The following is a 22,217-nucleotide window of genomic DNA, read 5'->3' as shown; positions in this document are numbered from 1 at the left end:
TCCCCGTCCGGGTTCCGCCTGAGTCCGGCTTCAACCGCCCGCAGTACGTCCTGCGTGGGCCGCGTGCAGCCCCTGCGGGGCACCCGATCCGGCACGTCGGCCCAGGCGGGGAACGGGTCTTCAGGGCACGGCCTCAGCCGGTAGAAGCCGCCTGCCGCTATCGCGTGGTCCAGCTCCGCCACACTGTGCGCCGCCATCAACCCTCGCCGTCCCCTCAGGTGTCACTGCTCGTGTCATCGATGGTTGATGTGACGAACGGTCACGCGGGAGTTGACCGGCGTTGACTACTCTGGAAATCCACCGGTCAACCCCTGCGTGATGAGGCGCGATGCGTGACGACTTCGCCGATCTTGCCCGCCGTGCTCTGCACGACAACGGCTACTCCATGAAGGCCGCCGCGCATGCCATCAACTACGACCCCGCCTACTTGTCCCGAGTCCTCAACGGGAAGCAGCAACCGTCACGCAAGCTGGCCAGCGCCCTGGACGATCTTTTGGGTACCGGCGGGGCTCTGGCCGGTACCGTGCTGGACTCTGACGACCACTCTCGGGTGTCCCACAGTGTGGAGAACCCCTCACGACTGGATGCCGGCACCGTTGACGCGTTGGCCGGTGTGCTTGGCGCCTACCGCAGGCTGGACGACTCGGTGCAACCCAAGTCGATCATTCCCACAACTCTCCTTCAAATGAAGGAAGTTACCAGGATGCTGAAGGGTGCCCGAGGTCCGCATCGCAATCGACTGGCGGCCGTGGCGTCAGAGTTCGTCCAGTTCGGCGGCTGGATGCTCGCCCAAGATCGGCAGGACGTGCGAGCGGTAGAACTCCTCAACGATGCAGTCGAGTTGGCCGATGAGATCCGGAACGGCACGCTCGCCGCACAAGCACTCAACTTCAAGGGCTACCTTGCCCGCCAGCAAGGCAGGCCCGAAGGCATCGCCCGCTGGTACACGGCAGCGGCATTCACGCCCGGTGCCCACCCCGCGCAGAGGCTCGGGGACATGTTGCAGGCTGCCGCTGGACTGGCAGAGCTGGGGGAACATGACGACGCACTGCACATGGTCGACAAGGCGGAACGACTGACGGATACCGCTGCTGCCCTTCCCCCACCGGAGACGGCTTACTGGCTCACGCCGGAGTTCAACCGCCTGAACATGGGCCTTGCGAATATGGGGCTCGGCCGGTACGCGGATGCAGTGGACCACATCACGGCGGGACTTGAGGGACTGCCGCCGGAGCTGAGAAACGCCCCTTGGACGCAGGAACACCGGGACGCCCTGAAACGGGCACTGGCCGCTCGCTGAATGATCGCTACGCCTGAGAATCGCGGGCGCCCAAATTCCCAGCGGCTCTTGGCCCGACCCCTCGGCCGGCAGTGATAGAGCTTCGGCGAGGTGTGGAAGACCGCCCGCCCCGTGGAAGGGTGAGCCCATGGCGCGGACCGAGTACTACGACGACCCGAACGCCCCGAGGCCCAACAGCATGGTCGTGGCGGCCTCGGCCGTCGTGACCGATGACCAGGGCCGCATCCTGCTTCAGCGCCGCCGGGACAGCGACCTGTGGGCACTGCCGGGCGGCGGAATGGACATGGGCGACTCGCTGCCCGGCGCGGCCGTCCGCGAGGTCAAGGAGGAGACCGGGCTCGACGTGGAGATCACGGGCCTCGTCGGCACGTACACGGACCCCAGGCACGTCATCGCGTACAGCGACGGCGAGGTACGGCGACAGTTCAATGTGTGCTTCCGGGCGCGCCTCATCGGAGGCTCGCTGGCCATCTCGGACGAGAGCACGGAACTCCGGTTCGTCGAACCTGGCGAGCTGGACGCGCTACCCATGCACCACACCCAGCAGCTACGGCTCCAGCACTTCCTGGAGGGCCGGCCGACGCCCTACCTCGGCTAGCGGGCAGCACCCGTGTGCCTGGCGCGCCGGCTGCCGAGCTGGTCAGCCCCCCGGCCCCTGGACGGGGAGCGGCCCGGCCGGGGTTACGGTTCGCCGAAGCGGGACAGGGCCAGGGAGCCGGCCACGGCCACCGCGAAGCCGGCCACCGCCAGCCACGTCAGGCCCTCGCGGGTGCGGTCGCCGAGCCAGGCCACGCCCACCACCGCCGGGCCGATCGTCTCGCCCAGCACCAGGCCCGCCGTCGCCGCCGTGACCGAGCCGCGCTGCAGGGCGGAGGTGAGCAGCAGGAACGCCGCCGCCCCGCCCAGCAGCAGCGCGTACAGCGCCGGGTTGCGCAGCTCCCGCAGTGAGACGGAGTCGATGAGGCGGACCGCCACCTCCACCACTCCGAAGCCCGTCCCCGACGCCAGCCCGAGCACCAGCGCGCGCGAGCCGTCCGGCAGCCGCCCCGCCACCGCGCCGGCCACCAGCACGAGCCCCGTGACCAGCAGCAGGCCGAGTTTCAGCGCGAGCGTGCCCGTCCCCGACCCCTCCTCACCGGAGGCCAGCCCGAGCATCAGCAGCCCCGCGCACACCACCCCCACCGCGCCCCACTCCAGCCGCGACAGCCGCACCCGCAGCAGCCGGGCCGCGACCACCGCCGTCACCGCCAGGCTGGCGGCCAGCGCGGCCCCCACCGCGTAGATCGGGACGTTCCGCAGGGCGATGATCTGGAGCACGAAGCCGACCGCGTCCAGCCCCAGCCCGGCCAGGTACCGCCACTGCCGCACCGCCCTCAGGAACAGCGCGGCGTCCACCCCCGAGCCGGCCCCCGGCCCCGCCGCCGCCCGGGCCGCCACCGCCTGGAATACGGACGCCGTACCGAAACAGACCGCCGCACCCAGCGCACAAACCATCCCAACCAGCACGAACCGACTCTAGGTCACCATCGTGACAAGGGTGTGACGGCGGCCGGATTCCATCCCCCCGCGCCCCCGCTCTAGGGTGCAGGCCATGGATACCGGCAACACGACCAGACGACGCATGCGCTCCGGCGCGGTCGCCCTCGGCGGCATGGGCCTGCTCGCCGCCACCCTCGTGGCCTGCGGGAGCAGCGACGAGCCCGACAAGCGCTGCGCCTCCCGCAAGACGCTGGACCACCTGAACTCCAAGGAGTGCAAGAGCGGCGGCACCGGCTCGTACTACTACGGCGGCTCCGTCCGCAACGGCAAGGTGACCGGCGGCAGCTTCGACAAGTCCGCCGTCACCCGCGGCGGCATCGGCGGCCACAGCAGCTCCGGCTCCTCCGGCGGCTGAGCGCACATGCAGCGGCACACCATCGAACCGCGCCCCGACTGGCAGAAGACCGTCGAGGAGCAGGGGCTGATCTACCCCCTCACCCGCTACCCCGACGACTCCCTGCGCCCCTACTGGGACGAGAGCGCCTACTACTCCTTCTCACTCCCCGAGGTCGAGGCGCTGGAGGAGGTGGTCGAGGAACTGCACGCCATGTGCCTGGCCGCCGCCGCGCACATCGTCGACAACGACCGCTTCGCGGACCTCGGCATCACGGACCCGAAGCTGGCCGCGCTGATCACCGAGTCCTGGCGCCGGCGCGCCGAACAGCCCTCCCTCTACGGCCGGTTCGACCTGCGCTACGACGGCACCGGCGAGCCCGCCAAGCTGCTGGAGTACAACGCGGACACGCCCACCTCCCTGGTGGAGGCCGCGAGCCCGCAGTGGTTCTGGATGGAGGAGCGCTTCCCCGGCGCCGACCAGTGGAACTCCCTCCACGAGCGGCTCGTCGAGGCCTGGCGCCGCCAGGCCGAGCTGCTGCCGCCGGGCCCGGTGCACTTCGCGCACTCCGAGACCGACGAGCTCGGCGAGGACCTGATGACGGTGGCCTACCTCCAGGAGACCGCCGAGCAGGCCGGGCTGGAGACGCACGCGCTGTCGGTCGAGACGATCGGCTGGGACAGCCTCTCGGGCAGGTTCGTGGACGAGAAGCTCCGCTTCATCCGCGGCTGCTTCAAGCTCTACCCGTGGGAGTGGCTGGTCACCGACGAGTTCGGCCCGCAGGTGCTGGGCACCTACGACCACGGCGGCGGCTCGGGCACCACCGCCTGGATCGAGCCGCTGTGGAAGATGCTGCTCGCCAACAAGGCACTGCTGGCGATCCTGTGGGAGCTCTTCCCCGAGCACCCCAACCTGCTGCCCGCCTACCTCGACGGCCCCCGCGAGCTGGCCGGAACCTGCGGGTACGCCGCCAAGCCGCTGCTGGGCCGGGAGGGCGCCGGGGTCACGCTGCACGAGGCGGGCGGGGAGGGCGAGCCCTTCGTCCCGGCCGAGGGGGAGACGTACGTCTTCCAGGCGCTGGCCCCCCTGCCCGACTTCGACGGCAACCGCGTGGTGCTCGGCGCGTGGGTCGTCGAGGAGGAGGCGGCGGGGCTGGGCATCCGGGAATCGGCGGGGCTCGTCACGGACGAGTACGCCCGCTTCCTGCCCCACGTCATCCTGTAGGGCCGTCAGGGCCGTCAGGGCCGTCAGGATCCGTCAGTTGTCGCCGCAGTAGCTGTCGAAGGACGTCTCGGCCCCCGACTTCCAGCCGAGCCAGTAGGACTTGGAGTGGTCCTGGCTCGTGTCGGGCTGGGCCGGGACGTCGCAGTTCGACCGTGACGCCGCCTTCATGCCGGCCAGGTGCCCGTCCGCGTAGCCCTTCTGGAACTCGCTGGAGTCCCCGGTCGAGGGCGTGGACCCCGCGACCTTGCAGTTCACGAAGACGGGGGACTGGTCCTCGTTGACCGCGAGGACGGTGTACTCGACGTTCTTCTGGAACCGCTGGACCCGGAAGTTGCCGTCGGCGTCGATGTCCAGCGGTTCGGTGGACTCGCCGTCGTTGAGGGTGCGCGGGGGAGTGAACCCCTCGCCGGTGATGACGACGAACCGCCCTTGCGGGTCGGGTGTGACCGTGCAGCTGGCGGCGGGAACCGCCGCCGGGGCGGCGGCGGCCGGTGCGGCGAGGGCGGCGGCGCCGCCGAGGGCGACGGAGGACGCCAGGAAGCCGCAGAGCACGGGGTGTCGGTTGCGTCGGTGCATGGGGATGCTCCCATCGGAGGGTCGGGCCCGGGATCGGCGGGGCGCGCACCCGTACGGGGTCCTCCCATCGTCCGGCGGGCCGCTGCCGGTGTCCACCGCAGCGGCGGGCACGGCCGGCGGACCGGCCGCACCCGCCCTTCCGGCCGCTACGCGGAGAGCACCGACCGCAGCTGGTCCAGCCCCCAGTCCAGGTCCTCCTTGGAGATCACCAGCGGTGGCGCGATCCGGATCGTCGAGCCGTGGGTGTCCTTCACCAGGACGCCGAGCTCCATCAGCTTCTCCGAGACCTCGCGTCCCGTCCCGAGCGCCGGGTGCACGTCCACGCCCGCCCACAGCCCGCGACCGCGTACGGCGGTCACCGAGCCGCCGCCGACCAGCAGGTTCAGCTCCCGGTGCAGGTGGTCGCCGAGCTCCGCGGCGCGCTGCTGGTACTCGCCGGTGCGCAGCATCGCGATCACCTCCAGCGCGACGGCGCAGGCGAGCGGGTTCCCGCCGAAGGTGGACCCGTGCTCGCCGGGCCGGAACACCCCGAGCACGTCCCGGTCGGCGACCACGGCCGACACGGGCACGACCCCGCCGCCGAGCGCCTTGCCGAGGACGTACACGTCGGGCACGACGCCCTCGTGCTCGCACGCGAAGGTCCGGCCCGTGCGGCCCAGGCCCGACTGGATCTCGTCCGCCATGAACAGGACGTTCCGCCGGCGCGTCAGTTCCCGTACGCCCGCCAGGTATCCGGCGGGCGGGACGAGCACCCCCGCCTCGCCCTGGACCGGCTCCAGCAGCACGGCCACGGTGTTGGCCGTGACGGCGGCGTCGAGCGCGGTCAGGTCCCCGTACGGGACGATCTCGAAACCGGGCGTGTAGGGGCCGTAGTGGTCGCGGGCCTCGTGGTCGGTGGAGAAGGACACGATGGTCGTCGTACGGCCGTGGAAGTTGTTCGCGGCGACGACGATCTTGGCCTGGCCGTCGGGGACGCCCTTGACCTCGTACCCCCACTTGCGGGCCGTCTTGACCGCCGTCTCCACGGCCTCCGCGCCCGTGTTCATGGGCAGCACCATCTCCTTGCCGCACAGCGCGGCGAGTTCGGCGCAGAAGTCGGCGAAGCGGTCGTGGTGGAAGGCGCGGGAGGTGAGGGTGACCCGCTCCAGCTGTGCGCGGGCGGCGTCGAGCAGCCTGCGGTTGCCGTGGCCGAAGTTGAGTGCCGAGTACCCGGCGAGCATGTCGAGGTACCGGCGGCCCTCCACGTCGGTCATCCACGCCCCGTCCGCCGAAGCGACGACGATCGGCAGGGGGTGGTAGTTGTGCGCGCTGTGTTCGTCGGCGGAGCGGATGGCATCAGCAGTTCTCGACACGGGGTCTCCGATCGTCCGTCTGGCTGGTGGCGCGGGTGACGTGGGTGACGTCATTTGTATCGTCGCTCGGATCGTGGAACCGGAAACCTCCCCGGTGCCGCGCCCGCTATGGTGTTCGGTACGCACGGCGACTGGCGTACGGAGAACCAACTCCGGGGGAGTCGTGCGCGCACGACCGCACACAGGGCCGCTCGCCTGGGCCTCGCGGGGACGAGAATCGACATCGACCCCGGAGGAGCCGCGATGACCGCGCACCGCCAGCCCGCCCTGTACGCCACCGACCCCGAGCTCGCCTCGCTCGTGTCCGCCGAGGAGACCCTCCAGGCGGAGACCCTGCGGCTGATCCCCAGCGAGAACTACGTCTCCGCCGCGGTGCTGGAGGCCTCCGGCACCGTCCTGCAGAACAAGTACAGCGAGGGCTACCCGGGCCGCCGCTACTACGAGGGCCAGCAGAACATCGACCGCGTCGAGGCCCTCGCGATCGAGCGGGCCAAGGGCCTGTTCGGGGTGGACCACGCCAACGTCCAGCCGTACTCCGGCTCGCCGGCCAACCTGGCCGTCTACCTGGCCTTCGCCGAGCCCGGCGACACGGTGATGGGCATGGCCCTGCCGATGGGCGGCCACCTGACGCACGGCTGGGGCGTCTCGGCCACGGGCTCCTGGTTCCGCGGCGTCCAGTACGGCGTCCGGCCCGACACCGGCCTCGTCGACTACGACGCGGTGCGGGCGCTGGCCCTGGCCGAACGCCCGAAGATCATCTTCTGTGGCGGTACGGCCCTGCCCCGCACGATCGACTTCGAGGCCTTCGCCTCCATCGCGGAGGAAGCCGGCTCGATCCTCGTCGCGGACGTGGCCCACATCGCCGGCCTGATCGCGGGCGGCGCCCACCCCTCCCCGGCGGGCCACGTGGACGTGATCTCCACGACCACCCACAAGACCCTGCGCGGCCCGCGCGGCGCGATGCTGATGTGCCGGGAGGAGCACGCCAAGGCCATCGACAAGGCGGTCTTCCCGGGCCTCCAGGGCGGCCCGCACAACCAGACGACGGCGGGCATCGCGGTGGCACTGCACGAGGCCGCGCAGCCGTCCTTCGTCTCGTACGCGCACGCGGTCGTGGCCAACGCGAAGGCACTGGCCGCGGCGCTGCTGGAGCAGGGCTTCGACCTGGTCTCGGGCGGCACGGACAACCACCTGATCCTGATGGACCTCACGGGCAAGGACGTCCCGGGCAAGGTCGCGGCGAAGGCGCTGGACCGGGCGGGGATCGTGGTGAACTACAACACGGTGCCTTTCGACCCGCGCAAGCCGTTCGACCCCTCGGGGATCCGGATCGGCACGCCGTCGCTGACGTCGCGGGGCCTGACCGCCGGCCACATGCCGGTGGTGGCGGACTGGATCTCCCGCGCGGTGGACGCCGCCGCCAAGGCCGACGAGCGGGCCCTCGCCGTGATCCGCTCCGAGGTCGCGGACCTCATGGCGGCCTTCCCCGCCCCGGGGCTGCCCCTTTCCTGACGCGGGGCAGGTCCCCCACCCGCCCTTCCACCGTTCCTCCCCCAGCTACCGCTGGGAGGTACCCGCAGGGGCTCCGCCCCGGACCCCGTTGCGCTCAAACGCCGGCGGGCTGGATCCGCGCAGCGAATCCAGCCCGCCGGCGTTTGAGGCGCTGGGGGTCCGGGGGCGACCGGTTCCGCCGACGGAGTCCGCCGCACGGGACACGGCCCGCCGGGCGGAGGGGCATCGGGCAGGTGGAAGAATGGGGGCATGGCTTCTGACCGTCCTCGCGCGCTCTCCGGCATCCAGCCCACCTCCGGCTCGTTCCACCTCGGGAACTACCTCGGAGCGATCCGCCAGTACGTCGCCCTCCAGGAGACGCACGACGCCTTCTACATGGTCGTCGACCTCCACGCGATCACCATGCCGCAGGATCCGAAGGACCTCCGCGCGAACACCCGCCTGTCGGCCGCGCAGCTCCTCGCGGCCGGTCTGGACCCCGAGCGGTGCACGCTCTTCATCCAGAGCCACGTCCCGGAGCACGCGCAGCTCGGCTGGGTCATGAACTGCATCACCGGCTTCGGCGAGGCCAGCCGGATGACCCAGTTCAAGGACAAGTCCGCCAAGGGCGGGGTCAACAGCGCCAGCGTCGGCCTGTTCACGTACCCGATCCTCCAGGTCGCCGACATCCTCCTCTACCAGGCGAACGCCGTCCCGGTCGGCGAGGACCAGCGCCAGCACATCGAGCTGACCCGCGACCTGGCCGAGCGCTTCAACCAGCGCTTCGGCCAGACCTTCACCCTCCCCGCCGCGCACATCGTCAAGGAGGTCGCGAAGATCTACGACCTCCAGGACCCGGCGGTCAAGATGTCGAAGTCCGCCTCCTCCCCCAAGGGGCTGATCAACCTCCTCGACGAGCCCAAGGTCACCGAGAAGAAGATCAAGAGCGCGGTCACCGACACGGACACCGTGATCCGCTTCGACGCCGAGAACAAGCCCGGCGTCAGCAACCTGCTCACGATCCTCTCCACCCTCACGGGCGAGTCGATCCCCGCGCTGGAGGCCTCGTACGAGGGCAAGGGTTACGGTGCGCTCAAGACCGACCTCGCCGGCGTGATGGTCGATTTCGTCACACCCTTCCGGCAGCGCACCCAGGAGTTCCTGGACGACCCGGAGACCCTGGACTCCCTGCTGGCCAAGGGCGCGGAGAAGGCCCGGGCGGTCGCCGCCGAGACCCTGGCGCAGGCCTACGACCACCTCGGTTTCCTGCCCGCCAAGCACTGACGGACTTGGGCCCCTGGCGGCCGAGGGGGTGCTGCCGCCACACTGAGCGGCAGCACCTCGTACACACACCAAGGAGACACACGTGGGGACCGTAACGCTCGGCGTTTCGATCGCGGTCCCGGAGCCGTACGGCAGCCAGCTCCAGGAGCTGCGCGCCGGCTTCGGGGACGCCGCCGCGCACGGCATCCCCACGCACGTCACCCTCGTACCGCCCACCGAGGTGGAGGCGGACCGGCTGCCCGCGATCCGCGCCCACCTGGCGGACGTCGCGCGGGCCTTCCCGGCCTTCCCGATGCGGCTGGAGGGGACGGGGACCTTCCGCCCCCTGTCGCCGGTCGTCTTCGTCCGGCTCGCCGAGGGCACCCCGGGCTGCACCCGCCTCCAGGGGGAGGTGCGCGACCCCGAGGGGCCGCTCGCCCGCGAGCTGGCGTTCCCGTACCACCCGCACGTCACGGTCGCCCACGGGATCTCCGAGGAGGCGATGGACCGGGCCTTCACCGAGCTCGCCGACTACGCCGCCGGCTGGCTGTGCGAGGGCTTCGCGCTCTACGAGCAGGGCTCGGACGGGGTCTGGCGCAAGCTGCGCGAGTACCCCTTCGGCACCGGCGCCGCCGGCGTCCCCGCACAGCCCGCTCCGGTGGGCGACGCGGCCGTGCCGCGCCCCTGACGCAGGGGCCGCAGGGCCCGGTGCGCGCGGAAACGGAGACTCCGCAGCAGCAGGGCATGGAACGGGCGGGACTGGGGACGATCCGTAGGGCGAAAAGTCACAATCGACGACCGTAGCGCCCGAAAGCGGCAATCCCCGCTATTTCCCGCAGCTCATTTACGGTGGCCCCCATGGACTGGCTGAAGAAACTCCCGGTGGTCGGACCCGCGGTCTCCGCCGCCATGCGGACCCACGCCTGGCATTCGTACGAGCGCCTCGACCGCGTGCACTGGACCCGGCTCGCCGCCGCGATCACCTTCATCAGCTTCCTCGCGCTCTTCCCGCTGATCACCGTCGCCGCCGCGGTCGGCGCCGCGCTGCTCAGCCAGGAACAGCTGGACAAGCTCCAGAAGAGCCTCGCCGAACAGGTACCCGGCATCTCCGACCAGCTCGACCTGGAGGGGCTCGTCGCCAATGCCGGCACCGTCGGCCTCGTCGCCGGCGCCCTCCTCCTCTTCACCGGCATCGGCTGGATCGGATCGATGCGCGACTGCCTGCGCGCCGTCTGGGAGAAGGACGACGAGGACGCGGGCAACCCCGTCCTGCGCAAGGGCAAGGACGCCCTGGTCCTCCTCGGCCTCGGCGGCGCGGCCCTCGCCTCGGCCGCCGCTTCGATCGTCGGGGCCAGCGCGGTCGGCAAGTCCGCCGAGCTCCTGGGCATCCCGCGCGAGGGCGCGGGCGGGGCGCTGCTGCGCGCCGCGGCCTTCCTCGTCGGCGTGGTGGCGGCCTTCCTGCTCCTGCTCTACCTGCTGACCCTGCTGCCCGGGGTCGAGCCGTCGCGCGGCCGCCTGGTCCAGGCGGCGCTCATCGGCGCGGCGGGCTTCGAACTGCTGAAGCTGCTGCTCAGCGGCTACATGCGGGAGGTCGCGGCCAAGAGCATGTACGGGGCCTTCGGCGTGCCGATCGCCCTGCTGCTGTGGATCAGCTTCACGGCGCGGCTGCTCCTGTTCTGCGCGGCCTGGACGGTGACCCGCGACGAGGAGGAGGAAGAGAGCCCGCCGGACACCCCCTAACTCCCGGTGCCGCCTCCGGGGCCGCGGCGGCCGCGCGGCCAGCGGCGGTTGACCACGAAGGCCCCGCCGGCCAGGACGGCCAGCGACCCGCCCGTGATGCCGAGCGCCGTGCCGAGTCCGCCGCCGCCGGAGGCTCGGCCGCCCGCCGCGGGCTTCCCCTTCTCGTGCGATGTGGCGGGGGAGCCGAGCGGGGAGGTGTCCGCGCTCTTCGGCGGCACCAGCTCGCCCACCGGCTTGACCTTCCCGGCCGCGGCGAACCCCCAGTCGAAGAGCGCGGCCGTCTCCTCGTAGACCGAGTTGACCCCACCGTTGTCCGGGTTCATCACGGTCACCAGCAGCTTCTTGTCGCCGCGCTGGGCGGCGCCGGTGAAGGTCGACCCGGCCATGGTGGTGTTGCCGTTCTTCACGCCGGCGATGCCCTTGTACGGGGTGATGCCGCCGGCGCCGGTCATCAGCCGGTTGGTGTTCTGGATCTCGAAGTACTCGCGCGGCCTGCCCGCCTCCTGCCTGCCGGGGAACTTCGCCTCCGCCGTGCCGCAGTACTCGCGGAAGTCCTGCTTCTGCAGCCCGGAGCGGGCGACGAGGGTGAGGTCGTACGCGCTCGACACCTGCTCGGGGGCGTCGTAGCCGTCCGGGGACACCACGTGGGTGTCCAGCGCCTGGAGCTCCTCGGCGTGGGCCTGCATGTCCTTGACGGTCTTGTCGATGCCGCCGTTCATGGCCGAAAGCACGTGGACCGCGTCGTTCCCGGAGCGCAGGAACACGCCGAGCCACAGGTCGTGGACGCTGTAGTCGTGGTCCTCCTTGACCCCCACCAGGCTGCTGCCGGGGCCGACGCCGTCCATGTCCTCGTCGGTGACGTGGTGCACCCGGTCCTTGGGGAGGGTGGGCAGCACGGTGTCGGCGAAGAGCATCTTCATGGTGGAGGCCGGGGGCAGCCGCCAGTGGGCGTTGTGCGCGGCGAGCACCTCGCCGGTCTCGGCGTCCGCCACGATCCAGGACCGGCCGCTGAGGTCGGCGGGCAGGGCGGGCGCGCCGGGCAGCGGGTTGACCTGGGTCCCGGGCTGCCCGAGGCGGGCGCCGCCGACGGTGGACATCGAGGGGGGCGGGGCGGGGGCGTTCGGTGCCTTCGGGGGCTGCCCCTTTCCGTCGGCCGCCGGGGGCGGCGTGGGCGCGGCGTGTACAGGCGCGCTCGCGGATGCCATGAGCACGACTGGAATCAGCAGCGTGGCGGAAAGGACCGTCAGCGCGGTCTTCTTGGCAGACACGCAGGTGAACGTACATCCCGATGGACTGCCCGGCGTCCGGGACCGGCCAACCGGGCCCAACCACCCCCGGTACGGCCCACCCCGGCGCGTCCGTCCTGGGGACGAATCCGATACTGGGGACATGAAACTCAGCCGCACCGCGTCCTGGTTCCTCGCAGCGTTCGGAGCTTGGTCCTGGGTGATCTGGTCCACGTTCGTAAAGAACCTCTTCAATGACGCCAGCGGTCTGGCATTCGATGACGGTCAGCCCACGGCCTACTTCTGGGTCCACCTCCTGCTGGCGATCACGTCCTTTCTCCTGGGGACCGCCGTTGGTGTGATCGGGTTGCGCAGTGTCCTGACTCTGCGACGGGAATCACGATGACCGTGTTTGTGGTGATTGTGGCGGTGGTCGCGGTACTCGCGCTGCTTGCGTTGGTCCACCGGTGGCTGTGGGTGCGGCTGGTCCGGGACACGACCCGTGCGGGCGGGGCGGCGCGGAGGGCGGGCACGGTCCTGGCCTTCGCGCTTCCGCTGCTGGCGCTGGCCGCGCTGACGGCGGGGCGGGCGGGCGCGCCGTTCTGGCTGGAGCGGCTGGTGGCGTGGCCGGGCTACATGTGGCTGGCGGTGCTGCTGTACCTCACGATGGCGATGGCGGTGGCGGAACCGATCCGCCGCCTGTGGCTCCGCCGGCTGCCGGCGCCGCCCGTGCCCGCCGGGGGCCGTGCGGTGCCGGCCGAGCCGGACGGTGAGGCCGCGGGCCCCGCTCCCCAGTCGCCGGAGGGGCTTGACCTGGCGCCGGCCGTGCCCGGCGGGGCCCCCGGGGCGGAGTCCCGGGCGGAGCCCCAGGTGCGGGAAGGAGCGGGTGGGGGAACGGCCCCGCAGGGCCCCACCCCCGCCGGCCGGCCGGCCGACGCCCCCGCCCAGGGCGAGAGCGCCGACACGTCCCCGGCAGGGGTCGGACGGCGGGTGTTCGTGGCGCGGGTGCTCGGTGGGGCGGCCGCGGCCGCCGCCGCGGGGGTCGTCGGCAACGGGACCTACGGAGTGCTCCGCGGGCCCCGCGTGAAGCGCGTGCAGGTGCCCCTCGCCCGGCTGCCCCGCGCCGCGCACGGGTTCCGGATCGCCGTCGTCAGCGACGTCCACCTCGGCCCGGTGCTCGGCCGCGCCCACACCCGCCGCATCGTCGACACCGTCAACCGCACCCAGCCCGACCTCGTCGCCATCGTCGGCGACCTCGTGGACGGCGACGTCCACGACCTGGGCCCCGCCGCCGAGCCGCTGCGCGAACTCCGCGCCCGCCTCGGCAGCTTCTTCGTCACCGGCAACCACGAGTACTTCTCCGGCGCCCAGCAGTGGGTGGACCACGTCCGCGAACTCGGCCTCACCCCACTGGAGAACGCCCGCCGCGAGCTGCCCCACTTCGACCTCGCCGGGGTGAACGACGTCCAGGGGGAGAAAGAGGGCAAGGGCCCCGACTTCCAGGCGGCCCTCGGGGACCGCGACCGCGCCCGCGCCTCCGTACTCCTCGCGCACCAGCCGATCGTGATCGACGAAGCCGTCCGCCACGGAGTGGACCTCCAGCTCTCCGGGCACACCCACGGCGGTCAGCTGTGGCCCGGCAAGTACCTTGCCGAGCTGGCGAACCCGACCGTCGCGGGCCTGGAGCGCTACGGCGACACCCAGCTGTACGTGTCCCGGGGCGCGGGCGCCTGGGGGCCTCCGGTGCGGGTCGGGGCGCCCTCCGACATCACCGTCGTCGAACTCGCCTCATACCAGGCCTGACCTGGTCCGACCGGGCATCGCGGGCCTTCCCGTGGCTGATTTTCCGTGATTCAGTGACCGATAGTCGGAGGGTCGGTTCGGATATCGGATAGCGATGGACGGGGTTCGGGGATGCGGTCTGTCCGCTCGAAGGTGGTCGCGGCCGGGCTGGTCCTCGGCGCGGCCGGCGTCGGCGCCTGGCAGCTGCTGCCCTCCGACGAGGAGGGCCGCGGCGCGATCCGCGTCGGCACGACCGACGTGGTCTCCGCCCTCGACCCGGCCGGGGCCTACGACGCCGGCTCCTGGGCCCTGTTCGGCAACATCTACCAGTCGCTGCTGACCATCAAGCCCGGCTCGGCCACCCCCGTCCCGGACGCCGCGTCCTCCTGCAAGTTCATCGGGCAGAAGCTGACCACCTACCAGTGCGAGCTGCGCCCCGACCTGACCTTCTCCAACGGCCGTGCCGTCACCGCCGAGGACGTGAAGTTCTCCTTCGACCGCATCAAGCAGATCAACTCCGACCAGGGGCCGGCCCCGCTCTTCACCGGCCTCCAGTCGGTCAAGGCCGAGGGCCGCACGGTCACCTTCAACCTCTCCTCCCGCGACGCCACCTTCCCGTTCAAGATCGCCACCGGCGCCGCCTCGATCGTCGACAAGGACCGCTACCCGGCCAAGGCGCTGCGCGAGGACGGCAAGGCCGACGGATCGGGCCCGTACACCCTGGCCGAGTACCGCCAGCGGGCCAGTGCCGAACTGCGGCCCAACCCGGCGTACAAGGGGCAGGGCGGTCCCGCCCGGGCGCTGGTCACCGTCCGGTACTTCAAGGACTCCGCGCAGCTCGACAAGGCCTGGCGGGACCACGAGGTCGAGGTCGCGCACCGGGACATGCCCCCGGCGGTGCTCGCGGGCCTCAACCCGGGCCTGAAGGACACCCGCTACCAGGCCTCCGGCGGCACGGAGACCCGTAACCTCGTCTTCAACGTGCGCCCGGGGTCCGCGGCGGAGAAGCCTGCCGTGCGCCAGGCGGTGGCGGCCGTACTGGACCGCTCCAAGATCGCCGGGGAGATCCACAAGGGGACGGTCACCCCGCTGTACTCCCTGGTCCCGGCGGGCGTCCCGGCGCACAGCACGCCCTTCTTCGACGCCTTCCCCGCGCCCAACGGGGCGGCCGCCCGCAAGCTCCTGCGCGACGCCGGGATCACCGCGCCGGTCTCCGTGACGCTCGGGGTCAACACGCGCGGCGCGAACCTCGCCGAGGCCGAGGAGATCAAGCGGCAGCTCGAGACGACGAACCTGTTCCAGGTGAAGATCAAGCCGGTCGAGGCGTGGGAGGACTTCCAGAAGGCCTACGCGGCAGGCGAGTTCGACGCCTACACGATCGGCTGGATCGCCGACTTCCCGGACGCGGACAACTTCCTCGCGCCGCTGGTCGGCCGGGACTCCAGCATGAACAACGGCTTCTCCGACAAGTACGTCGACGAGCTGATCACCCGTACGCAGGCCCACTCCGAGCGCGCCGAGGCCGCCGCCGACCTGCGCGAGCTCCAGCGGGTGGTGTCCCAGCAGGTCCCGATGCTGCCGATCTGGCAGAAGAAGGACTACGTGCTCTCGCGCGAGGCCGTCACCGGCTCCCAGTTCCTCTCCGACGGCACGGGCGTCTGGCGGCTGTGGGAGCTCGACTGGCTGTAGGCGGCGCGTGGGTGTCCCCGTGCGCCGCTCGTGCCGGGCCGGGCCGGCCCCGGCGCGAGGACCCTCACTCCTCCCCGGGGTGAGGGTCCGAGGCGCGCTTGCCGCCGCGCGCGGCCGCCGTCTGGGCCATGCCCGGCAGGAAGTCCGCGAAGAGCTCGTGCAGCTCGCGCACCAGCGGGCGCAGCACCCTGAACCGGGCCAGCACGATGCCCCGCGTGGTCAGCTGCGCACCGCGCTCGGCGAGCCGCCGCGTCTTCTCGCTGCCGGGCGAGCGGTCGAAGACCCAGTACAGGACGAGGCCCATCTGCGAGAGCCACATCAGCTCCGGCAGTACGTCGGCCAGTTCGGCCGGCACCTTGGTCTTCGCCCCGGCCAGCACCTCGCGGTGGATGTCGATGGCCGCCTTGCGCGCCGGCTCCGACTCCGCCGAGAAGGGGCTGAGCGGGCTCTCCGGATCCGCCGCGTTCTTGAAGAACTGCGAGGCGAACTCGTGGTAGGGCTCCGCGATGTCCAACCAGCTCGTCAGCACGCCGGCGAGCCGCTTCTGGAGATCGGTCTCCCGGTCCAGGATGGGCCGCACCGCCGCCTGGTGGGCCGCGCCGATCCGGTCGTAGAAGCCCTGGACGAGGTGCTCCTTCGACTCGAAGTAGTAGTACGCGTTGCCGACCGAGACCCCTGCCTCCTTGGCGATGCCCCGCATGGTCGTCTTGTCGAACCCGCGTTCCTGGAAGAGCCGGAGCGCGGTTTCGAGGATGAGCGTCCGGGTCTGCTCGCTCTTGGGCGCCTTCTGATCTGTCACGGTGTCCGACCTTATCGGGGCGCGGAGCAGTGATCGTCACAGGCCGGTTCACCGGCCTCCGCTTCGGAATTGGTACGTACCGCGTGCCGGACGGCGGCGGCGGTGTTCATGGCCGCCCTGGCGAAGGGGCGGCCCGCCGGGGTGGCGAGCCATTCGGCCTTCGCGCGGTGCTCGGCGAGCGCCCAGAGGCAGACGACGAAGGCGTCCGTCCCCCGCCACACCTGGCCCGCGTCCCCGACGACGGTGATCTCGCGCAGCGTCTCGGCGTGCGCCAGCCTCGGGAACTGCCGCCAGGCCTCGGCGGAGGCGGCCGGCACCAGCCGCAGCGGGACCAGCTGCCGTTGCCCGGCCAGCCAGTTGCGGATGCGGGTGCACACGGGGCAGTCGGCGTCGTACAGGACGGTCAGGTACCGGACGCCGGGCTGCGCGGCCCGCGCCACGGGTCAGGCCCCGGCCGGCGCGGTCCACCCCTGGGGGGCGACCGGCGGTACGGGGGGAAGCTGCGCGGCCTGCCGCTCCATGATCCCGCGGCGGCGCATCCGGCTCAGCACCCACACGTTGCCGAGGTGCATGACGCCGAGGACCAGCAGGACGACGCCGAGCTTGACCGACAGCGCCTCGAAGAGGCCGCGGGCTTCGAGGACCGTCTCGCCCGAGCGCAGGTACAGGGTCACGAAGCCGACGTTGACGAGGTAGAAGCCGACCACCAGGAGGTGGTTGACGGCGTCCGCGAGCTTCTCGTTGCCCTGGAGGACGTCGGCGATGAAGACGCGGCCGTTGCGGCTGAGCGTACGGGCGACCCAGACGGTCAGCCCGATGCTGATGAACAGGTAGATGACGTACGCGACCACGGTGAGGTCCATTGCCCCAGCCCCCTTGAACGTGTTCAACTCCTTGGCGTGACTGACTGTAGACCTGTTTTTGAACAGGTTCAAGGTGCGCGGGCAGCACCGTGCGCCGGACGAGTCGGTGAAGGGGGCGTCACGGCCCTCGACGGGGAACGGCACGCCCTGCTCCATGTGCCGTCGCAGCATGGCGGGGGACTTGTCGAACTCGTGGTTCCCGGCGGTCGCGAAATCGAGCCCCATCCGGTTGAGGGCCTCGATGGTGGGCCCGTCGGCGAAGGCGGCGGCGTCGAACTCCCAGCCGGCGAAGGCGTCCCCGGGGGTGAAGAAGAACGAGTTGGCCCGCCCGTCCCGGAGCCGGGCGAGGTGGGCGGACATGTACGCGACCCCGCCGACGGTGTAGGTCCGGCCGCCGTCGCCGCTGATCACGGCGTTGCCGCCGGGGGGCGGTCGCCCTTCAGGCCTCCGGCCGGGGCTCGGGTGGGCGGCCCGCCGCGAGGAGTTCCCCGACGTCGAGGGTGACCTTGGCGCCGAGGGAGTCGGGGAGGGTGGCGAGCTCGCCCGACGCGTAGACGCGGTGGCTGGCGTAATCGCCTTCCTGGGGGTCGGTCAGCACGTGCAGCCGCTGGTGCTGCCGGTTGACGATGACGCAGACCGGGACCTGCGCCTGGGCGTAGGCGACGGCTTTGGCGCGCAGGTCGTTGTTGTAGTTCGACGAGGTCACTTCCAGGACCAGGCGGAAGGCCACCGGGTCGTAGCAGTTCTGCTCGACCAGGTGCTCCTTGACGTCACCGTCGACCACTGCGAGGTCCGGGATCGCATAGTCCTCGGGCCCGCCGGGCAGCCACAGGCCGATGCCCTGGACGACCTTCGACTCGGGACCGTGCAGACCGGCGCTCAGGAACGGGATCATGAGTTCCGTCAGGGCCAGCGCGTGCGGGGCGTCCGGTGGCGGGGTCACGGTGAGCTGGCCTCCGACGATCTCGACGCGGTAGCCGGGGAGCCGTTCCGTGAGCTTGGCGGCCTCTTCGAGGAGGGTCGGGGGCCGCCCCGCGCCGCCGTGCTCGACGGGTGCTGTGGACATTCCGGGCCTCCCGTGGGCTGGGTCGAGGAAGTCATCGTAGGGCCGGGGCCCGCTCCGACGCCGGATGCGGGCGCTTCACCGGATCGGGTGGCCGCTCAGACGGTCGCGCCGAGGATCTTGAGGACGCGGCCGATGGCGGCGTCCTGCGGCACGCCCGGCTTCGGGAGGAAGGCGTACGTGACGGCCCTGCCGCCGTCGGCGGTGGCGAAGGTCCCGCCCGTGTACGCGGCCATGCTGCCCGTCTTGCCCCAGACCTCGACGCCGTTGACCGTGGCGTAGGCCAGGCCGCCCATGCTGTACGGCAGCGCCTGCCGCGGCGGCAGCGGCGACTTCACGAACAGCTGCGCCTGTTGGGCCGGCGGCAGCAGGCGGCCGCCCAGCAGGGCCTTCGTGAACCGCTCCAGGTCGGGGGCGTTGGAGATCATGCCGCCCTCCGCCCAGGTCCAGGGGTCCTTCGGGGCGGGCGCGGCCAGCGACGGGGTCGGCATGGAGCGGTCCCCGGTGCGGGGGACGTAGGTGTGGTGCAGGCCGAGCGGGCGGGTGATGCGCCTCTGGATCTCGTCCGTGTAGGAGTGACCCGTCACCTTCTCGATCGCAAGTCCGAGGAGGAAGTAGTTGCCGCCGTTGTACTGCTGGCCGGTGACCGGGGACTCGGGCTTCGCGGCGCAGCTCGTCCAGGCGTGCACGACGCGCTGCGGAGTCAGGCCGGTGTCGTCCAGCAGGGGCTCGCAGGGCTTGCCCAGGCCGCTGGTGTGGCTCAGCAGCTGGCCGACGGTGATCGGCGCCCAGTCGGCCGGGACCGTGTCGGGGAGGATCTCGCGGATCGGGGTGTCCATGGTGAACCGGCCCTCGGCGATCAGCTGGAGGACCACCGTGGAGGTGAACATCTTCGTCATGCTGCCGATCCGGAAGGAGGCGGCCGGGTCCTGGGAGACGGCCCCGGCCGCCGCCCTGAGGCGGACGCCCGCCCCGGTCACCCGCACCATCGTGCCGTCCGCGACCGCGTCCGGGGTCATCGCCTCCGCGAGCTTGACCTCGTCGACGGGGCGGACGTCGTGGAGGATGCCGACGCGGGGCCGCGGGGCGGGCTGCCGCTCGGCGGCCGAGGCGGGCAGCGCGGCCGCGGTGAGGGAGGCGACGGCCGCGCCGGCGACGGCGAGGGAGATCCAACGGGCGCTGCGCCGGGCGGCGTTCACGGGGTTCGTCATGACCGCAAGCCTGCCGTGAGGAAGATCCCCGAACCATGGGGACCACCCCTGACCCGACCCTGACCCGCCCCCGAGCACGCATAAGGCCCCGCACCCGGAGGATGTCCGGGTGCGGGGCCTTCGGCGGCCCGCCGGCCTCGGCGGAGACCGACGGACGGAGTCCGTCGCAGCGTCGCGGAGCGCGGGAGGCCCGCCAGGGCCGAGCGCTGCGAGCGGCGCGTCGAAAGGATCAGAAGCGGCGCGTGATGAGCGCGCGCTTGACTTCCTGGATCGCCTTCGTGACCTCGATGCCGCGCGGGCACGCGTCGGTGCAGTTGAAGGTCGTGCGGCAGCGCCACACGCCGTCCTTGTCGTTCAGGATCTCCAGCCGCTGCTCGCCGGCCTCGTCGCGCGAGTCGAAGATGAAGCGGTGGGCGTTGACGATCGCCGCCGGGCCGAAGTACTGGCCGTCGTTCCAGAACACCGGGCACGAGGACGTGCACGCGGCGCACAGGATGCACTTGGTGGTGTCGTCGAAGCGCTCGCGGTCCTCGGCGGACTGCAGGCGCTCACGCGTCGGCTCGTTGCCCTTGGTGACCAGGAACGGCATGACGTCGCGGTACGCCTGGAAGAAGGGCTCCATGTCGACCACGAGGTCCTTCATCACCGTGAGGCCCTTGATGGCCTCGACGGTGATCGGCTTCTCCGGGTTGATGTCCTTGATCAGCGTCTTGCAGGCGAGCCTGTTCTTGCCGTTGATCCGCATCGCGTCGGAGCCGCAGATGCCGTGCGCGCACGAGCGGCGGAAGGTCAGCGTGCCGTCCAGGTCCCACTTGATCTTGTGGAGACCGTCGAGCACGCGCTCCTTCGGGTCGATCTCGATCTGGAAGTCCTGCCACTCCGCCTCGGCCGAGACCTCGGGGTTGTAGCGGCGGATCCGGAAGGTGACCGTGATGTACGGCGAGGCGGCGGCCGCCGCCTCCATCTTGTCCAGGGTCGGGGTGGCCATCAGTACTTACGCTCCATCGGCTGGTAGCGGGTGACGACGACGGGCTTGTAGTCCAGGCGGACGGAGTCCTGGCCGTTGTCGTCGACCTCGCGGTACGCCATGGTGTGGCGCATGAAGTTGACGTCGTCGCGGTTCGGGTAGTCCTCGCGGTAGTGACCGCCGCGGGACTCCTTGCGCGCCAGCGCGGACACGGCCATGACCTCGGCCAGGTCGAGCAGGTTGCCCAGCTCGATGGCCTCCAGCAGGTCCGTGTTGAAGCGCTTGCCCTTGTCCTGGACGGACACGTTCTTGTAGCGCTCGCGCAGCTCGGCGATCTTCTCGACCGCGGTCTTGATGGTCTGCTCCGTACGGAAGACCATCACGCACGCGTCCATCGTCTCCTGGAGCTCCAGGCGCAGGTCGGCGACCCGCTCCTTGCCCGTGGAGTTGCGGAGGTGCTCGACCAGGTCGGCGACCTGCTGCGCCGGGTTCTCCGGCAGCTCGACGTAGTCGTTCTCGGCGGCGTACTTGGCCGCGGCGATGCCGGAGCGCTTGCCGAAGACGTTGATGTCCAGCAGCGAGTTGGTGCCCAGGCGGTTGGCGCCGTGCACCGACACGCACGCGACCTCGCCGGCCGCGTACAGGCCGGGGACGACGGTGGTGTTGTCCGCCAGGACCTCACCCTCGACGTTGGTCGGGATGCCGCCCATGGCGTAGTGCGCGGTGGGCTGGATCGGGATCGGGTCCGTGTAGGGCTCGATGCCGAGGTAGGTGCGCGCGAACTCGGTGATGTCCGGGAGCTTCGCGTCGAGCTGCTCCGGCGGGAGGTGCGTCAGGTCCAGGTACACGTGGTCGCCGGCGGGGCCGCAGCCGCGGCCCTCGCGGATCTCCGTGTAGATGGAGCGCGAGACGACGTCACGGGACGCGAGGTCCTTCATGACCGGCGCGTACTTCTCCATGAAGCGCTCGCCGTCCTTGTTGCGGAGGATGCCGCCCTCACCGCGGGCGCCCTCCGTCAGCAGGATGCCCATGCGCCAGATGCCCGTGGGGTGGAACTGGAAGAACTCCATGTCCTCCAGCGGCAGGCCGCGGCGGTAGCAGGCCGCCTGGCCGTCACCCGTCAGGGTGTGCGCGTTGGAGGTCACCTTGAAGAACTTGCCGGTGCCGCCGGAGGCGTAGATGACGGCCTTGGCCTGGAACACGTGGATCTCGCCGGTGGCGAGCTCGTACGCGACCACACCGGCCGACTTCTTGACGCCGTCCTCCTCCACCAGGAGCTGGTCCAGGACGTAGAACTCGTTGAAGAACTCCACGCCCTCCTTGACGCAGTTCTGGTAGAGCGTCTGGAGGATCATGTGGCCCGTGCGGTCCGCGGCGTAGCAGGACCGGCGGACCGGCGCCTCGCCGTGGTTGCGCGAGTGGCCGCCGAAGCGGCGCTGGTCGATGGTGCCGTCCGGGGTGCGGTTGAACGGCAGGCCCATCTTCTCGAGGTCGAGGACCGCGTCGATGGCCTCCTTCGCCAGGATCTCGGCGGCGTCCTGGTCGACCAGGTAGTCACCGCCCTTGACCGTGTCGAAGGTGTGCCACTCCCAGTTGTCGTCCTCCACGTTGGCCAGCGCGGCGGCCATGCCGCCCTGCGCGGCGCCCGTGTGGGAGCGGGTGGGGTAGAGCTTCGTCAGCACCGCGGTGCGGCTGCGCTTCGTCGATTCGATGGCGGCGCGCATGCCGGCACCACCTGCACCGACGATGACGGTGTCGTACTTGTGGATCTTCATTGGTTTCGCCTCAGCCCCGTTGC

The 22,217-nt window shown here is 71.3% G+C and carries 22 protein-coding genes, 1 pseudogene and 1 riboswitch; of the genes and pseudogenes, 11 read left to right on the top strand and 12 right to left on the bottom strand.

Annotated features, from left to right (window positions below):
• Positions 1–328: 328 nt before the first annotated feature.
• The gene (locus ACZ518_RS04520) at positions 329–1,300 is read left to right on the top strand and encodes a helix-turn-helix domain-containing protein (RefSeq protein ID WP_469111526.1); all 972 of its coding nucleotides are present in this window, start codon (positions 329–331) and stop codon (positions 1,298–1,300) included.
• 127 nt (positions 1,301–1,427) lie between these two features.
• On the top strand, positions 1,428–1,898 hold the full coding sequence (locus ACZ518_RS04515; RefSeq protein ID WP_469111525.1) for an NUDIX hydrolase: 471 nt from the start codon (positions 1,428–1,430) through the stop codon (positions 1,896–1,898).
• A gap of 83 nt (positions 1,899–1,981) precedes the next feature.
• Here ACZ518_RS04515 and ACZ518_RS04510 read toward each other — a convergent pair whose 3' ends face one another.
• Entirely contained in the window at positions 1,982–2,794 is an 813-nt protein-coding gene (locus ACZ518_RS04510; protein ID WP_469111683.1) for a DMT family protein, read from the bottom strand.
• Between the two features lie 97 nt (positions 2,795–2,891).
• Between ACZ518_RS04510 and ACZ518_RS04505 the strand changes: the two genes are divergently transcribed.
• Both ACZ518_RS04505 and ACZ518_RS04500 read left to right on the top strand, forming a co-directional pair.
• A complete protein-coding gene (locus tag ACZ518_RS04505) occupies positions 2,892–3,194 on the top strand; it encodes a hypothetical protein (RefSeq protein ID WP_469111524.1) in 303 nt (100 codons plus the stop codon).
• Positions 3,195–3,200: 6 nt separating this feature from the next.
• Positions 3,201–4,397, top strand: a complete 1,197-nt coding sequence (locus ACZ518_RS04500) for a glutathionylspermidine synthase family protein (protein WP_469111523.1) — start codon at positions 3,201–3,203, stop codon at positions 4,395–4,397.
• Positions 4,398–4,430: 33 nt separating this feature from the next.
• Here ACZ518_RS04500 and ACZ518_RS04495 read toward each other — a convergent pair whose 3' ends face one another.
• Both ACZ518_RS04495 and rocD read right to left on the bottom strand, forming a co-directional pair.
• Positions 4,431–4,973, bottom strand: a complete 543-nt coding sequence (locus ACZ518_RS04495; protein ID WP_469111522.1) for a hypothetical protein — start codon at positions 4,971–4,973, stop codon at positions 4,431–4,433.
• 146 nt (positions 4,974–5,119) lie between these two features.
• Positions 5,120–6,325, bottom strand: a complete 1,206-nt coding sequence (gene rocD / locus ACZ518_RS04490) for an ornithine--oxo-acid transaminase (protein WP_469111521.1) — start codon at positions 6,323–6,325, stop codon at positions 5,120–5,122.
• Positions 6,326–6,442: 117 nt separating this feature from the next.
• A riboswitch (ZMP/ZTP riboswitch) is annotated at positions 6,443–6,533 on the top strand.
• Between the two features lie 35 nt (positions 6,534–6,568).
• On the opposite strand from rocD, the gene ACZ518_RS04485 reads away from it, so the two are divergent.
• The 4 genes from ACZ518_RS04485 (at position 6,569) to ACZ518_RS04470 (ending at position 10,819) form a co-directional block, all read left to right on the top strand.
• Positions 6,569–7,837 (top strand): serine hydroxymethyltransferase, encoded by a 1,269-nt coding sequence (locus tag ACZ518_RS04485; RefSeq protein WP_469111520.1) that lies wholly within the window; start codon positions 6,569–6,571, stop codon positions 7,835–7,837.
• 249 nt (positions 7,838–8,086) lie between these two features.
• A complete protein-coding gene (gene trpS, locus ACZ518_RS04480) occupies positions 8,087–9,100 on the top strand; it encodes a tryptophan--tRNA ligase (protein ID WP_469111519.1) in 1,014 nt (337 codons plus the stop codon).
• Between the two features lie 82 nt (positions 9,101–9,182).
• Positions 9,183–9,767 (top strand): 2'-5' RNA ligase family protein, encoded by a 585-nt coding sequence (locus ACZ518_RS04475; RefSeq protein ID WP_469111518.1) that lies wholly within the window; start codon positions 9,183–9,185, stop codon positions 9,765–9,767.
• A 170-nt stretch (positions 9,768–9,937) separates the two neighbouring features.
• The gene (locus tag ACZ518_RS04470) at positions 9,938–10,819 is read left to right on the top strand and encodes a YihY/virulence factor BrkB family protein (RefSeq protein WP_469111517.1); all 882 of its coding nucleotides are present in this window, start codon (positions 9,938–9,940) and stop codon (positions 10,817–10,819) included.
• Here the strand turns inward: ACZ518_RS04470 and ACZ518_RS04465 are convergent.
• Positions 10,816–12,087 carry a D-alanyl-D-alanine carboxypeptidase family protein gene (locus ACZ518_RS04465; RefSeq protein WP_469111516.1) on the bottom strand — a complete coding sequence of 424 codons (1,272 nt, stop codon included), beginning with the start codon at positions 12,085–12,087 and terminating at the stop codon, positions 10,816–10,818. The two genes, ACZ518_RS04470 and ACZ518_RS04465, sit on opposite strands and share 4 nt — an antisense overlap.
• A 121-nt stretch (positions 12,088–12,208) precedes the next feature.
• Between ACZ518_RS04465 and ACZ518_RS04460 the strand changes: the two genes are divergently transcribed.
• From ACZ518_RS04460 to ACZ518_RS04450, 3 genes are all read left to right on the top strand, one after another.
• Positions 12,209–12,451 (top strand): SCO4848 family membrane protein, encoded by a 243-nt coding sequence (locus tag ACZ518_RS04460; RefSeq protein ID WP_469111515.1) that lies wholly within the window; start codon positions 12,209–12,211, stop codon positions 12,449–12,451.
• Positions 12,448–13,848: a metallophosphoesterase gene (locus ACZ518_RS04455; protein ID WP_469111514.1), complete on the top strand. Its 1,401-nt coding sequence runs from the start codon at positions 12,448–12,450 to the stop codon at positions 13,846–13,848. The genes ACZ518_RS04460 and ACZ518_RS04455 overlap by 4 nt, the downstream gene beginning before the upstream one ends.
• A gap of 111 nt (positions 13,849–13,959) precedes the next feature.
• Positions 13,960–15,516, top strand: a complete 1,557-nt coding sequence (locus tag ACZ518_RS04450; RefSeq protein WP_469111513.1) for an ABC transporter substrate-binding protein — start codon at positions 13,960–13,962, stop codon at positions 15,514–15,516.
• A gap of 64 nt (positions 15,517–15,580) precedes the next feature.
• On the opposite strand, the gene ACZ518_RS04445 is transcribed toward ACZ518_RS04450, so the two are convergent.
• From ACZ518_RS04445 to sdhA, 8 genes and pseudogenes are all read right to left on the bottom strand, one after another.
• A complete protein-coding gene (locus ACZ518_RS04445; protein WP_469111512.1) occupies positions 15,581–16,315 on the bottom strand; it encodes a TetR/AcrR family transcriptional regulator in 735 nt (244 codons plus the stop codon).
• An 11-nt stretch (positions 16,316–16,326) separates the two neighbouring features.
• Positions 16,327–16,755: a thiol-disulfide oxidoreductase DCC family protein gene (locus ACZ518_RS04440; RefSeq protein ID WP_469111511.1), complete on the bottom strand. Its 429-nt coding sequence runs from the start codon at positions 16,753–16,755 to the stop codon at positions 16,327–16,329.
• Between the two features lie 3 nt (positions 16,756–16,758).
• Positions 16,759–17,178, bottom strand: a complete 420-nt coding sequence (locus ACZ518_RS04435; RefSeq protein WP_469111682.1) for a hypothetical protein — start codon at positions 17,176–17,178, stop codon at positions 16,759–16,761.
• Between the two features lie 87 nt (positions 17,179–17,265).
• A pseudogene (locus ACZ518_RS04430) lies at positions 17,266–17,604 on the bottom strand (bifunctional metallophosphatase/5'-nucleotidase); the annotation flags it as partial.
• A gap of 13 nt (positions 17,605–17,617) precedes the next feature.
• Positions 17,618–18,244, bottom strand: a complete 627-nt coding sequence (locus tag ACZ518_RS04425) for a Uma2 family endonuclease (protein WP_469111510.1) — start codon at positions 18,242–18,244, stop codon at positions 17,618–17,620.
• Between the two features lie 95 nt (positions 18,245–18,339).
• Positions 18,340–19,452: a serine hydrolase domain-containing protein gene (locus tag ACZ518_RS04420; RefSeq protein WP_469111509.1), complete on the bottom strand. Its 1,113-nt coding sequence runs from the start codon at positions 19,450–19,452 to the stop codon at positions 18,340–18,342.
• 229 nt (positions 19,453–19,681) lie between these two features.
• The gene (locus tag ACZ518_RS04415; protein ID WP_007266035.1) at positions 19,682–20,440 is read right to left on the bottom strand and encodes a succinate dehydrogenase iron-sulfur subunit; all 759 of its coding nucleotides are present in this window, start codon (positions 20,438–20,440) and stop codon (positions 19,682–19,684) included.
• On the bottom strand, positions 20,440–22,194 hold the full coding sequence (gene sdhA / locus ACZ518_RS04410) for a succinate dehydrogenase flavoprotein subunit (protein ID WP_469111508.1): 1,755 nt from the start codon (positions 22,192–22,194) through the stop codon (positions 20,440–20,442). The genes ACZ518_RS04415 and sdhA overlap by 1 nt, the downstream gene beginning before the upstream one ends.
• Positions 22,195–22,217 lie beyond the last annotated feature (23 nt).

It is taken from the genome of Streptomyces sp. NPDC033966, assembly GCF_055575955.1.
The sequence above is the reverse complement of the archived record's forward strand: the minus strand, read 5'-3'. Positions and strand labels throughout refer to the sequence as shown.

Bases quoted from the DNA above. Each gene is read 5' to 3' on its own strand.
- ACZ518_RS04415 (WP_007266035.1), bottom strand. From the start codon at position 20,440: ATGGCCACCCCGACCCTGGACAAGATGGAGGCGGCGGCCGCCGCCTCG.
- ACZ518_RS04425 (WP_469111510.1), bottom strand. From the start codon at position 18,244: ATGTCCACAGCACCCGTCGAGCACGGCGGCGCGGGGCGGCCCCCGACC.
- ACZ518_RS04435 (WP_469111682.1), bottom strand. From the start codon at position 17,178: ATGGACCTCACCGTGGTCGCGTACGTCATCTACCTGTTCATCAGCATC.
- ACZ518_RS04470 (WP_469111517.1), top strand. From the start codon at position 9,938: ATGGACTGGCTGAAGAAACTCCCGGTGGTCGGACCCGCGGTCTCCGCC.
- ACZ518_RS04510 (WP_469111683.1), bottom strand. From the start codon at position 2,794: ATGGTTTGTGCGCTGGGTGCGGCGGTCTGTTTCGGTACGGCGTCCGTA.
- trpS (WP_469111519.1), top strand. From the start codon at position 8,087: ATGGCTTCTGACCGTCCTCGCGCGCTCTCCGGCATCCAGCCCACCTCC.
- ACZ518_RS04455 (WP_469111514.1), top strand. From the start codon at position 12,448: ATGACCGTGTTTGTGGTGATTGTGGCGGTGGTCGCGGTACTCGCGCTG.
- ACZ518_RS04520 (WP_469111526.1), top strand. From the start codon at position 329: ATGCGTGACGACTTCGCCGATCTTGCCCGCCGTGCTCTGCACGACAAC.
- ACZ518_RS04505 (WP_469111524.1), top strand. From the start codon at position 2,892: ATGGATACCGGCAACACGACCAGACGACGCATGCGCTCCGGCGCGGTC.
- ACZ518_RS04485 (WP_469111520.1), top strand. From the start codon at position 6,569: ATGACCGCGCACCGCCAGCCCGCCCTGTACGCCACCGACCCCGAGCTC.
- sdhA (WP_469111508.1), bottom strand. From the start codon at position 22,194: ATGAAGATCCACAAGTACGACACCGTCATCGTCGGTGCAGGTGGTGCC.
- ACZ518_RS04460 (WP_469111515.1), top strand. From the start codon at position 12,209: ATGAAACTCAGCCGCACCGCGTCCTGGTTCCTCGCAGCGTTCGGAGCT.
- ACZ518_RS04500 (WP_469111523.1), top strand. From the start codon at position 3,201: ATGCAGCGGCACACCATCGAACCGCGCCCCGACTGGCAGAAGACCGTC.
- ACZ518_RS04495 (WP_469111522.1), bottom strand. From the start codon at position 4,973: ATGCACCGACGCAACCGACACCCCGTGCTCTGCGGCTTCCTGGCGTCC.
- ACZ518_RS04420 (WP_469111509.1), bottom strand. From the start codon at position 19,452: ATGACGAACCCCGTGAACGCCGCCCGGCGCAGCGCCCGTTGGATCTCC.
- ACZ518_RS04450 (WP_469111513.1), top strand. From the start codon at position 13,960: ATGCGGTCTGTCCGCTCGAAGGTGGTCGCGGCCGGGCTGGTCCTCGGC.
- ACZ518_RS04515 (WP_469111525.1), top strand. From the start codon at position 1,428: ATGGCGCGGACCGAGTACTACGACGACCCGAACGCCCCGAGGCCCAAC.